The sequence below is a fragment of the Pseudonocardia humida genome (genome assembly GCF_023898865.1).
Lineage (GTDB): Bacteria > Actinomycetota > Actinomycetes > Mycobacteriales > Pseudonocardiaceae > Pseudonocardia > Pseudonocardia humida.
Window position 1 is genome coordinate 182,960 of sequence record NZ_JAGSOV010000023.1, and the last position, 12,507, is coordinate 195,466.

At 75.9% G+C, this 12,507-nt stretch carries 8 protein-coding genes; all 8 read left to right on the plus strand.

What is annotated here, in order from left to right:
- Positions 1 to 5: 5 nt before the first annotated feature.
- Positions 6 to 992, plus strand: a complete 987-nt coding sequence (locus KDL28_RS11515) for an ABC transporter permease (protein ID WP_252437610.1) — start codon at positions 6 to 8, stop codon at positions 990 to 992.
- A gap of 3 nt (positions 993 to 995) precedes the next feature.
- The gene (locus tag KDL28_RS11520; RefSeq protein WP_252437612.1) at positions 996 to 2,936 is read left to right on the plus strand and encodes a dipeptide/oligopeptide/nickel ABC transporter permease/ATP-binding protein; all 1,941 of its coding nucleotides are present in this window, start codon (positions 996 to 998) and stop codon (positions 2,934 to 2,936) included.
- Positions 2,933 to 3,679 (plus strand): ABC transporter ATP-binding protein, encoded by a 747-nt coding sequence (locus KDL28_RS11525; RefSeq protein ID WP_372496947.1) that lies wholly within the window; start codon positions 2,933 to 2,935, stop codon positions 3,677 to 3,679. The genes KDL28_RS11520 and KDL28_RS11525 overlap by 4 nt, the downstream gene beginning before the upstream one ends.
- Entirely contained in the window at positions 3,676 to 6,987 is a 3,312-nt protein-coding gene (locus tag KDL28_RS11530) for a serine hydrolase (protein WP_252437614.1), read from the plus strand. The genes KDL28_RS11525 and KDL28_RS11530 overlap by 4 nt, the downstream gene beginning before the upstream one ends.
- Positions 6,987 to 7,871, plus strand: a complete 885-nt coding sequence (locus KDL28_RS11535; RefSeq protein WP_252437616.1) for a GNAT family N-acetyltransferase — start codon at positions 6,987 to 6,989, stop codon at positions 7,869 to 7,871. Before KDL28_RS11530 ends, KDL28_RS11535 begins: the two co-directional genes overlap by 1 nt.
- The gene (gene menC / locus KDL28_RS11540) at positions 7,868 to 8,974 is read left to right on the plus strand and encodes an o-succinylbenzoate synthase (RefSeq protein ID WP_252437618.1); all 1,107 of its coding nucleotides are present in this window, start codon (positions 7,868 to 7,870) and stop codon (positions 8,972 to 8,974) included. Before KDL28_RS11535 ends, menC begins: the two co-directional genes overlap by 4 nt.
- Before the next feature lie 71 nt (positions 8,975 to 9,045).
- The gene (locus KDL28_RS11545) at positions 9,046 to 10,755 is read left to right on the plus strand and encodes a PucR family transcriptional regulator (protein WP_252437620.1); all 1,710 of its coding nucleotides are present in this window, start codon (positions 9,046 to 9,048) and stop codon (positions 10,753 to 10,755) included.
- A gap of 212 nt (positions 10,756 to 10,967) precedes the next feature.
- Complete coding sequence (locus tag KDL28_RS11550; protein WP_252437622.1) at positions 10,968 to 12,500, plus strand: B12-binding domain-containing radical SAM protein; 1,533 nt, start codon at positions 10,968 to 10,970, stop codon at positions 12,498 to 12,500.
- Positions 12,501 to 12,507: the final 7 nt, after the last annotated feature.

The following is a 12,507-nucleotide window of genomic DNA, read 5'->3' on the forward strand; positions in this document are numbered from 1 at the left end:
TGAGCGTGAGCGCCCCGCCTCCGCCGGAGGTCCGGCGCGGGGAGGGCAACCCCTGGCTCCGGTTCGGCGCCCGGCGCCTCGCCCGGCTGCTGGTCTCCCTGCTGGTGCTGGTGACCGCGTCCTTCGCGATGATCCACCTCATCCCGGGCGACCCGGTGCGAGGGGCGCTGGGCCCCACCGCGCCCGCCGAGCTCGTCGCGGCCCGCCGGCAGGCCCTCGGGCTCGACGACCCCCTGCTCACCCAGTACGCGCGGTACCTGCAGGGGCTTCTCACCGGCGACCTCGGCACCTCGCTGTCCTCGCAGCTGCCGGTCTCCGACGTCGTCGCCCAGCGGCTGCCCGCCACGCTCCAGCTGGCCGTGCTGGCGTTCCTGGCGGCCGTGCTCGTGGCGATCCCGCTGGGGGTGGCCATGGGGGTGCTGACCCGGCGCGGGCACGGGCGGCGCACCGAGCTCGCGTTCACCACCGGCAGCATCGTCGTGGCGACCGTCCCGGACTTCCTGATCGGGGTCGGGCTGGTCTCGGTGTTCGGGGTGGGCCTCGGGTGGCTCCCCGGCGCGGGCAACGACACCGCCGCGGCGTACGTGCTGCCGGTGATCGCGCTGGCGGTCGGGCCCGCGGCGATCCTGGCGCGCATCGTGCGGGTCGAGATGGTCCGCGTGCTGGAGGCCGACTTCGTGCGCACGGCGCGGGCCAAGCGCCTCCCGGCCCGCACGATCCACCTCGGCCACGCGCTGCCCAACGCCGTCACCGCGGCGCTGACGCTGGGCGGCCTGCTGCTGGGCGCGATGGTCGCCGGCACCGTGCTGGTCGAGAACGTCTTCGCCTGGCCCGGGCTGGGCAGCACGATCGTGCAGTCCATCCTCACCAAGGACTACCCGGTGGTGCAGGCGATCGTGCTCGTCTACGGCCTGGGCGTGCTGCTGGTCAACACCGCGGTCGACATCGCGATCGCCCTGCTCGACCCGCGCTCGACGATCCGGGAGGACTGACCCGTGCCGCACCGCTGGTCGCGGGTCGCCCGCTCCCCGCTGGGCCTCGTCGCCACCGCCCTCCTGGTCGCCGTGGCGGCGCTGGCCGCGCTCGGACCGGTGCTCTGGGGCGATGCCGCCGAGGCCGTCGACACCGGGAACATCCTGGCCGGGCCGTCGGCCGCGCACTGGGCGGGCACCGACAACCTGGGCCGCGACATCCTCGCGCGCGTGCTCGTCGCCTCGCGGCTCTCGGTCGTGCTCGCGCTGCTGGCCGTGGCGATCGCGGTGGTCGTCGGGCTCCTGCTCGGGACCGCGCCCTTCCTGCTCGGCAGGCGCGCGGGGCGGCTGGTGTCGGCCGCGGTCAACACCGCCGTGGCCTTCCCCGGCCTGCTGCTGGCGCTGTTCTTCGCGGTGGTGTTCGGCGTCGGGGAGACCGGCGCGGTGCTGGCCATCGGGCTGGCCGGCGCCCCGGCGTTCGCCCGCCTGGTGCACACGCTGGTCAGCGGCGTCGCCGCGCGGGACTTCGTGGCCGCCGCGCGGGTGGCCGGGGTCGGCCGCGCCCGGATCCTGGTCCGCCACGTGCTGCCGAACATCGCCGAGCCGCTGGTCGTGAACGCCACCATCGGCGCGGGCAGCGCGCTGCTGTCCTTCGCCGGCCTGTCGTTCCTGGGCCTCGGCGTCCAGTCGCCCTCCTTCGACTGGGGCAGGCTGCTCTACGACGGCGCCGCCGCCCTCTACCTGAACCCCGCCGCGGCACTCGCCCCGGGCGCGGCCGTGCTGCTCGCCGGCCTGGCGTTCAACCTGGTCGGCGAGTCGGTCGCGAAGGGGCTGGGCATCGAGGGGCTGGGCGTCGCGGCGGCCGGCCGCTGGGTGGTGCCGGGCGGCGCGGCCGCGCCGGCGACCGCGCCCGATCCCGCTCCGGCCGAGGTCGGGGAACCCGCGGACGACGTCGTGCTCGGCGTCCGCGACCTCGCGGTGAGCTTCCCCGGGCCGTCCGGTCCGGTGCGCCCGGTGCGGGGGGTGAGCTTCGACGTCCGCCGCGGCGAGGCGGTCGGCATCGTCGGCGAGTCGGGCTGCGGCAAGTCGCTGACCGCGCTGGCCGTCACCCGCCTCGTCGACGACGACGCCCGGGTCGAGGCCACCCGGCTGCACCTGCTCGGCACCGACCTGCGCGCGGCGCAGACCACGGCCGACCGCCGGATGCTCGGCACCGCGCTGGCCGTGGTGTTCCAGGACCCGATGACCTCGCTGAACCCGGCCCACCGGATCGGCGCCCAGCTGGCCGAGGTCGCCACCCACCACCAGGGCATGACCCGCGGCCGGGCCGCGGCCCGCGCGGTGGACCGGCTCGACGCGGTCCGCATCCCGGACCCGGGCGAGCGCGCCCGGCAGTACCCGCACGAGTTCTCCGGCGGCATGCGCCAGCGCGCGATGATCGGCATGGGGTTGATGGGCACCCCGGCGCTGATCGTGGCCGACGAGCCGACCACCGCGCTCGACGTCACCGTGCAGCGCCAGGTCCTCGACCTGCTCTCGGACGTGCGGGCGAGCGACGCGGTCGCGCTGCTGCTGATCAGCCACGACGTGGCGGTGGTCGGCGAGGTCTGCGACCGGGTGCTGGTGATGTACGCCGGGCGGATCGTCGAGGACCTGCCGGCCGCCGAGCTGGCCGGCGCCCGCCACCCCTACACCCGAGCGCTGGTCGATGCGGTACCCGACATGGACACCGACCTGGACGAGCCGCTCGCCACGATCCCGGGCCGCCCGGTCGACCCGGCCGACGTGCCCGCCGGCTGCGCGTACGCGGCGCGGTGCCCGCTGGCCGACGCCCGCTGCCGGGGCGAGGACCCGCCGCTGCGGGCCGACCCGCACGCCCCCGGGCGCCGGGTGGCCTGCTGGCACGCGGGCGAACCGCTCCCGCCCTCCCGGGTCGTCCGGGCCGACCTGGTGCAGTCGCCGTGACCGAGCTGCGCTTCGAGGACGTGACGGTCCGCTACGGCCGCACCACCGCCGTGGACGGGGTGAGCCTGCGGGTCCCGGCCGGCAAGATCGTCGGGCTGGTCGGCGAGTCGGGATCGGGCAAGTCCACGCTGGCCAGGGCGGCCGTCGGGCTGGCCCCGGTCAGCGGCGGGCGGATCACCCTGGGCGGCGAGCCGGTCCCGCTGCGCGGGCGGCACCGCCCGCTGCAGATGGTCTTCCAGGACCCCTACTCCTCGCTCGACCCGCGCCGGACGGTCGGGGACAGCGTGGCCGAGGCGATGCCCCGCGGGAGCTCGCGCGCCGAGCGGCGGGCCGAGGTCGAGCGGCTGCTCGAGCTGGTGCACCTCGACCCGGCCCGCGCCGCGGCCCTGCCGTCGCGGCTGTCGGGCGGCCAGCGCCAGCGCGTCGCGCTGGCCCGCGCGCTGGCCGCCCGCCCCCGCGCCGTCATCGCCGACGAGATCACCTCGGCGCTGGACGTCTCGGTGCAGGGGGCCGTGCTCAACCTGGTCCGCGAGCTGCGCCGCGAGCTGGGCCTGTCGATCCTGTTCATCTCGCACAACCTGGCGGTCGTCCGCTACGTCGCCTCGCACGTCGCGGTCCTGCGCGGCGGGCGGGTCGTCGAGCAGGGACCGACCGCCCACGTGCTCACCGAACCCCGCCACGACTACACGCGCGAGCTGCTCGCCGCCGTTCCCGGCGGCACCGCGCGGAGGAGCAGGCCATGAGCCGCCCGATGCAGATCGAGGACCTGACCGAGCTGGCCGTCCCGTCCGGGCCGGCCGTATCGCCGGACGGGACGCGGGTCGCCTACGTGCTGCGGACCCTCGACGCCGCCCGCGACCGCACCGTCGAGCAGCTGTGGCTGGTCGCGGTGGACGGTGGCGCACCGCGCCGGCTCACCGCCGGACCCGAGGACACCGCCCCGGCCTGGTCCCCGGACGGCAGCATGCTCGCGTTCCTGCGCGGCGGGCAGGTGGCGCTGCTCGACGCGGGCGGCGGCGAGCCGGAGCGGCTGACCGACCTGCCGCTGGGCGCGGGCGCGCCGCGGTGGAGCCCGGACGGTCGCCGGCTGGCGTTCGCCGCGCCCGTCGACCCGGGCGGGGGCGCGGCCGGCCCGATGGTCACCGACGGGCTCGACTACCAGGTCGACGGCGCCGGGATGCGCGGCGCGGTCCGCCACCAGGTGCACGTGCTCGACGTCGCGAGCCGCGCGGTCCGGGTGCTCACCGACGGGGCGCACGACGCAGGCGCGCCCGCCTGGTCGCCCGACGGCACGACCCTCGCCTTCACCCGCCCGGCCGGCGCCGACAGCGACCTGCACCACCGCACCCCGGTGCACCTCCTGGCGGTCGACGAGCCGCACGCCCGACCGCGCGCCGTCGCGCTCACCGGAGGCGTGGCCGCCACCGTGGGATGGGCGCCGGGCGGCTCGGCGCTGCTGGTCACGGGCTGGGCGGGCGACCCGGTCGGCCACGCCCGGCTGTTCCGCGTCGGGGTCGGTGGGGACGGCGGCAGTGGCGACGCCCTCGACCTGTCGGGCTCCCTCGACCGCAACGTCATGCCCGGCGACGTCGGCTACCCGGGCGGGCTGCCGCACGAGGCCGGTGGGCGCGTGTGGTTCTGCCTGCGCGAGCGGGGTTGCACCCACCTCCGGTCGGTCGCGACCGACGGCGGCGACGCCCGCGCCGTCCTGGGCGGCCCGGGGCTGGTGGTCTCGGACCTGTCGGTCGCGGCCGGCCGGGCCGCCGTCGTGCTCACCACGGCGGAGTCGTTCGGCGAGGTCGCGCTCGTCGACCCGGCGACGGGCGAGTCCACCGTGCTGACCGGGCATGGCGCTGACCTGGCCGACCGCGTGGTGCATCCCCGCGCGGAGCGCTGGTTCACGATCTCCGACGGCACCCGGGTGCAGGCCTGGCTGATGCACGACCCCGCGCGGACCGGTCCGCGCCCGGTCCTGCTCGACATCCACGGCGGGCCGCACAACGCCTGGAACGCCGCCGCCGACGAGGTCCACCTCTACCACCAGGAGCTGGTCGCCCGGGGGTGGGCGGTGCTGCTGGTCAACCCGCGGGGCAGCGACGGCTACGGCGAGGCGTTCTACGACGACGTCCGCGGCGCGTGGGGCGTCGCCGACGCCGCCGACTTCCTCGAACCGCTCGACGAGCTGGTCGCCGAGGGGTTCGCCGACCCGGACCGGCTCGCGGTCGCCGGCTACAGCTACGGCGGCTTCATGACCTGCTGGCTGACCGGGCACGACCGCCGCTTCGCCGCCGCCGTCGCGGGCGGGTCGGTCAGCGACCTGGTCAGCATGGGCGGCACCAGCGACGACTGCCACCTGCTCAGCGCCTACGAGCTCGGCGGCACCCCGTGGCGGGAACCCGAGCGCTACGCCGCCATGTCGCCGCTGACCCGCGTGGCCGACGTCCGGACGCCGACCCTGGTCTTCCACGGCGCCGCCGACGTGCGGTGCCCGGTCGGCCAGGCCCAGCAGTGGCACACCGCGCTGCGCGAGCAGGGCGTGCCGACCCGGCTGGTGCTCTACCCGGGCGCATCGCACGCGTTCGTGCTGACCGGGCGGCCCTCCCAGCGGATCGACGTCAACCACCGGGTCCTCGACTGGCTGGAGCAGCACACCGCGCGGGCCGGGCGGCCCCGCATCGACGGCGCCCACTGGCAGCGCAGGCTTGCCCGCCTCGCCGAGGAGCACGGCGTGCCCGGCGCCCAGCTGGCGTTCCTGCGCCTGGGGACCGACGGCGCGGACGACGAGCTCGTCGAGACCGCGCACGGCGTCCTGAACGTCGACACCCGGGCGTCGGTCACCCCCGCCGCGCTGTTCCAGATCGGATCGATCACCAAGGTCTGGACGGCGACCGTGGTGATGATGCTGGTCGAGGAGGGCCTGCTCGGGCTGGACGCCCCCGTCGTCGAGGTGCTGCCCGAGCTGCGCCTGGCCGACCCCGACGCCACCAAGGCGGTCACCACCCGCCGGCTGCTCACCCACACCAGCGGCATCGACGGCGACCTGTTCACCGACACCGGTCGCGGCGACGACTGCCTGCGCCGCTACGTCGACCTGCTCGCCGACTCCACGCAGAACCACCCGGTCGGCGCGACCTGGTCGTACTGCAACGCAGGGTACGTGCTGCTCGGCCGGATGATCGAGGAGGTCACCGGGCAGAGCTGGGACCGGGCGATGCGGGAGCGGCTGTTCACCCCGCTCGGGCTGGGGAGCACGGTGACGCTGCCCGAGGAGGCGCTGCGGTTCGCCGACGCCGTCGGCCACGACGAGCGCGACGGCGTACCGGTGCCGGCCCCGGTCTGGTCGCTGCCTCGCGCGCTCGGCCCGGCCGGGCTGATCACCGCCACGGCCGCCGACGTGCTGGCCTTCGCCCGGCTGCACCTGACCGGCGGCCTCGCCGCCGACGGCACCCGGCTGCTGTCCGCCGACCACGTCGCCGACATGGCCGCGCACCACGCGGACCTGCCCGACAAGCACGTCCTGGGCGACTCGTGGGGGCTGGGCTGGATCCGGTTCGGCTGGGACGGGCACCGGCTCATCGGCCACGACGGCACCACGCTCGGGCAGCAGGCCTTCCTGCGGGTGCTGCCCGAGCAGGGCCTGGCCGTCGCGCTGCTCACCAACGGCGGCCACGGCCGCGACCTCTACCAGGACCTCTTCCGGGAGGTCTTCGCCGAGGTCGTCGGGGTCGCGATGCCGGCGCCGTTCGCCCCGCCCGACGAGCCCGTGCCCGTCGACGTCGAGCCCCACGTGGGCGTCTACGAGCGGGCCGGGGTGCGGATCGAGGTCGAGAACGGCCCGGACGGGCCGCTGATGCGCACGACCATCACCGGTCCCATCGCCGAGGTGGTGCCCGATCCGGTCGAGGAGCACCCGCTGGTCCCGGTGGGTCCGGCGCTGTTCGCGGTCCGGCCGGCGCAGGCGCAGACCTGGGCGCCGGTCACCTTCTACGAGCTGCCCACCGGTGAGCGCTACCTGCACTTCGGGGTGCGGGCGACGCCGAGGACGCGCTGATGGCGGGCCCGAGCCGGACCGTCGACGCCGCGCTCGACCTGGACGGGGCCGTGCGGGCCGCCGACGCGGCGGCACGCGCGGCGGGCGTCTCGGTGCGCGAGCTGACCGACCTCGCCGACCTCGACCGCACCGTCGAGCTGTTCGCCACCATCTGGGGCCGCTCGGCGAACCCCCCGGTGACCGTCGAGCTCCTGCGCGCGTTCGCCAAGGCGGGCAACTACGTGGCCGGGGCCGTCGACGGGGCGGTGGAGGGGGGCCGCCTGGTCGGGGCCTGCGTGGGCTTCTTCCACGCCCCGGCCGAGGACGCGCTGCACAGCCACATCGCCGGCGTCGCGCCCGCCGCGACGAACCGCAGCATCGGCTTCGCTCTCAAGCTGCACCAGCGGGCGTGGGCGATGGCGCGCGGCGTCGGCGAGATCGCCTGGACCTTCGACCCGCTGGTGGCCCGCAACGCGCACTTCAACCTGGTGAAGCTGGCCGCGCGCCCGGCCGAGTACCTGCCCGACTTCTACGGCCCGCAGGCCGACGCCATCAACGGCGACGCCGACTCCGACCGGCTGCTGGTGCGCTGGCGGCTGCGCGACCCGGCCGTGGTCCTGGCCTGCGCCGGGGGCGCCGCGGGGCGCACCCCGGCGGTGGCCGGAGCCGTGGCGGCGCTGGGGGTCGACGACGACGACGGCGGCCCGCTGCCCGGCCGCCTGGACGGCCCGACCTCCCTCGTGGCCGTGCCCCCCGACGTCGGACGCCTGCGGCTCGTCGACCCGGGGACGGCCCAGCGCTGGCGGGTCGCCGTGCGCGAGGCGCTCACCGGCCTGGTCGCCAGGGGTGGGCGGATCGACGGCTTCGACCGCGCAGGCGGCTACGTCGTGCGGGGCCACCGGTGACCGGGCCCGGCGTCGAGCTGCGGCGCGTCTCGCTGCCGCTGGTCGCGCCGTTCCGGACCTCCTTCGGCACCCAGACGGTCCGCGAGGTCCTGCTCGTGCGGGTCGTGACCGACGCCGCCGAGGGCTGGGGCGAGTGCGTGGCGATGACCAGCCCGCTCTACTCCAGCGAGTACGTCGACGCGGCCGCGGACGTGCTGCGCCGCCACCTCGTCCCGGCGCTGCTGCGCGCCGGCCCGGTGCCGGCGCCCGCGGTCGCCGGCGTGCTCGCCCCGGTCAAGGGCCACCGGATGGCCAAGGCGGCGCTGGAGACGGCCGTGCTCGACGCCGAGCTGCGCGCCGGGGGCCGCTCCTTCGCCCGCGAGCTGGGCGCCGTGCGCGGGCGGGTTCCCTGCGGCGTCTCGGTCGGGATCATGGACGGCATCCCCGAGCTCCTCGACGCGGTCGAGGGCTACCTGGCCGAGGGCTACGCCCGGATCAAGCTCAAGATCGAGCCCGGCTGGGACGTCGCCCCGGTCCGCGCCGTCCGCGAGCGCTTCGGCGACGAGGTGGCGCTGCAGGTGGACGCGAACACCGCCTACACCCCGGCCGACGCCCGGCACCTGGCCCGGCTGGACCCCTTCGAGCTGCTGCTCATCGAGCAGCCCCTCGACGAGGAGGACGTGCTCGGCCACGCGGAGCTGGCCCGCGCCCTCCGCACGCCCATCTGCCTGGACGAGTCGATCGGCTCGGCCCGCGACGCCGCGGCCGCGATCCGGCTGGGCGCCTGCCGGGTCGTCAACATCAAGCCCGGACGGGTCGGCGGGTACCTGGAGGCCCGGCGCATCCACGACGTCTGCGCCGCGCACGGCGTGCCGGTGTGGTGCGGCGGGATGCTGGAGACCGGGCTCGGTCGGGCCGCCAACGTCGCCCTCGCCGCGCTGCCCGGGTTCACGCTGCCCGGCGACACGTCGGCCTCGGGGCGGTACTACGCCACCGACATCACCGAGCCGTTCGTGCTCGACGACGGCCACCTCGACGTGCCCACCGGCGCCGGGCTCGGGGTGGCGCCGCTGCCCGACCGGCTGGCCGAGGTCACCACGGCCACCGAGTGGATCACGGGCTGAGGGGCGCCGGGCCCGGCCGGGACGCGCCCGTGGACGCCTGCGTGGACGCGGCCGGCCCCTACGGTGACGGCGTGCAGCACGCCGGCAGCGCGCGCCCCCGCACCAGCCTGGGGCGGATCCTCGACGACCTGGGCAGCACCCTGCTCGACCTCGCGCACGGCGACCCCGACCGGCACGCGGACATCGGCGGCGTCGTCATCCACGACCCGCTCGACCGGCCGGTGCTCCCGCCCCGCGCGCTCGTCCTCGGCGTCGGCGTGGAGGCCCCCGACCAGGTCGTGGCGCTGCTGCGCCGGTTGGGCACCGAGGGCGCGGCCGCGCTGGTGCTGCGGGCCCCGGTCCCGCTGACCGCGCAGGTGCGCACGGCCGCCGACGCGACGGGCGTCGCGGTGATCGGGCTGAGCCGCGGGGCGCCGTGGGGCCACCTCGGGGAGATGCTGCGCTCGCTGCTGGCCGAGGGCGACATCGGGGTGGCCGAGCCGGAGTCGCTCGGCGGCCTGCCGTCGGGCGACCTGTTCGCCGTGGCCAACGCGATCGCCGCGCTGCTCGACGCCCCGGTCACCATCGAGGACCGCAGCTCCCGGGTGCTCGCGTTCTCCGGGCGCCAGGACGAGGCGGATCCGGCCAGGGTCGAGACGATCCTGGGTCGGCAGGTGCCCGAGCGGGTGTCGCGGATCCTGCGGGAGCGCGGGGTGTTCCGGGAGCTGCTGCGCGGCGACCGGCCGGTGTCCATCGACCCCGTCCCCGACGCGGAGGGCAGGCTCTCCCTGCCGCGCGTGGCGATCGCCGTGCGGGCGGGCGACGAGGTGCTCGGCTCGATCTGGGCGGCGGTGCCCGGGCCGATGAGCCGGGAGCGCACCGAGGCGCTGCGCGACGCGGCCAAGCTCGTCGCGCTGCACCTGCTGCGGGTCCGGGCCGGCGCCGATGTGCAGCGGCGGCTGCGCTCCGACCTGCTCAGCTCGGCGCTGGAGGGCGGGGCGGGCGCGGGTGAGGCGCTCGGGCGCCTCGGCCTCGCGGGCCGCCCGCTGCTGGTGCTGGGGGTGGCCCTCGACGACCGCGGCCCGCGACCCGACGGCGACACCGGCGCGACCGGCCCGACCGGTGCCGACGGGACGGACGCGGCCACCACCCAGGACCGCCAGCGCCTCGCCGACGCCTTCGCCATGCACCTGTCCGCGGTCCACCCCCGCTCCGCGGTGGCCGCGATCGGCACCGCCACCTACGGCCTGCTGCCCGTGACCGGCACCGCCGCGAAGGCCGACACCGGCGCCCTGCGCACCCTGCAGGACTTCCTGGACCGGGTCGGCGACCGGTTGCCCGCGATCGCCGCGGTGGGCCCGGTCGCGCCCGACCTGTCCGGGCTGGCCCACAGCCGGTCCTGCGTGGACAGGGTCCTGCGGGTGCTGCGCGAGGGCCGGCCCGGGCGCCGGCTCGGGCGGCTCGACGAGCTGCAGGGCGAGGCGCTGATCCTGGAGATGCGCGACCTCGCCGCCGCCCGCGGCGACGCGCCGACCGGGGCACTCGCCCGGCTGATCGACTACGACCGCCACCACCGCGGCAACCTGGTCGAGACCCTGCGCGCCTGGCTGGACGCGTTCGGCGACGTCGTCGCGGCCGCCGACGCCGCATTCGTGCACCAGAACACCTTCCGCTACCGCCTGCGCCGGGTCGTCGAGGTCGGCGGCATCGACCTGGACGACCCCGACCAGCGCTTCGCCGCGATGCTGCAGCTGCGGGTGCTGCACGCCGCCTCCCCACCCGATCCGCCATTCCGGTCATGAAAGGTCGGGGACCGGACCAGTTCGGTGATCCGATCCTGCGGAATCAGTTCCGCCGTTTCCGCCATCGACAGTCGGCGGCGCCGGAGTAGAGTGCGTTCCGCCGGGTCGCTCTCGCGCCCGAAGAACGTCGGTGGCAGGCACGGGTCAGGCCGGACGGCTGTCGCCAACCGCTTCCGGGTCGGGCCCGGACGCCTACCTCGGGGGGCCGCGGGGTGCGAGTGGGGATCCTCGACCTGCTGGGGCCGCCGGCGCGCCGACCGGTGGACCTCGGCTACCAGACGCTGATCACCAAGCAGTACGCCAGCATCACCCCGCAGGCCGTCTCGGTGTGGTGCCGGCGCCGGGGCCACGAGACGTTCTACGCCACCTACTACGGCGTCGGCCGGCTGCACCGCATGCTGCCCGCGGACCTCGACGTCGTGTTCATCTCCTGCTACACCCAGGTCAGCCACCTCGCCTACGCCGTGGCGAAGATCTACCGCGCGGCCGGTGCCCGCACGGTGATCGGCGGACCGCACGCCAGGGCGTTCCCGGTCGACTGCCTGCGGTTCTTCGACCTGGTCGTGCGGGAGTGCGATCCGGAGCTGATCGAGGACGTCGTCACCGGGCAGCACGATCCTGGTGCGGTGATCTCCTCGGCCCAGCCGTTCGACGACGTGCCGACGGTCGAGGAGCGGATGCCCGAGATCCGCGCCTCGGCGTTCTTCTGGCGGCGCAGGCGATTCCCGCTGACCGCGGTGCCGATGCTCGCCAGCACCGGGTGCCCGTACAAGTGCGATTTCTGCATCGACTGGAACAGCACCTACCGCCAGCTGCCCGCCGACCGGCTCAGGAGCGACCTCGATTACCTCTGCGACCACCTCCCGGGCACGCTGGTCGTGTTCCACGACGCGAACTTCGCGGTGAAGTTCGACGAGGTCTTCCAGACGCTGGAGGGACAACCGCGCGGACGCCGCCCGCCCTACATCATCGAGAGCTCGCTGACGGTGCTGCGCGGCGAGCGCCCACGCCGGTTGAAGGACACGAACTGCGCCATGGTCGCGCCGGGCGTCGAGTCCTGGACCGACTACTCGAACAAGGCCGGTGTCGGCCGGGCCGGCGGGGTGGACAAGGTCGACAAGGTGGCCGAGCACTTCGCCCAGCTCGCCGAGAACGTGCCGTACCTGCAGGCCAACTTCATGTTCGGGTTGGACACCGATGAGGGCGACGCGCCGGTCGAGCTGACCAAGCGGTTCATGGACAAGGCGCCCTTCGCCTTCCCGACGATCAACATCCCGGTGCCCTTCGGCGGCACCCCGCTGCACGACCGGCTCGCCGCCGACGGGCGGATCCTGGCCGCCATGCCGTTCAGCTTCTACTACGCGCCCCACCTGGTGACCACGATCAAGAACTACGACCCGGTGGGCTACTACCAGCGGCTGATCGACCTCTACTCGCACGCCGCGTCGCCGGCGATGCTGCGCAGGCGCCTGCGGACGACGACCCACCGCGCCATCGCCGCCGTCCACCGGGCCCGCACGGCGAGCTTCCGCGCCGACGTCCGCAGCTTCGAGCGCATCGTCGGCATGCTGCGCTCCGACCCGCGGTTCCTGGCCTTCCACGAGGGGCGCAGCACCACCCTGCCGCAGTACTACCGCGGGCTCGCCGAGCGCATGCTCGGCCGCTACGCCGAGCTGCTGTCCGAGGCCGAGCGGACGCCGGACCTCTCCCCCGCCGACGCGCCGCCGCACCGCTCCCGATCATGAAGCGCTA

Excerpts from the sequence above, each read along its gene's own strand:
- KDL28_RS11535 (WP_252437616.1), top strand. The coding sequence starts at position 6,987 with ATGGCGGGCCCGAGCCGGACCGTCGACGCCGCGCTCGACCTGGACGGG.
- KDL28_RS11530 (WP_252437614.1), top strand. The coding sequence starts at position 3,676 with ATGAGCCGCCCGATGCAGATCGAGGACCTGACCGAGCTGGCCGTCCCG.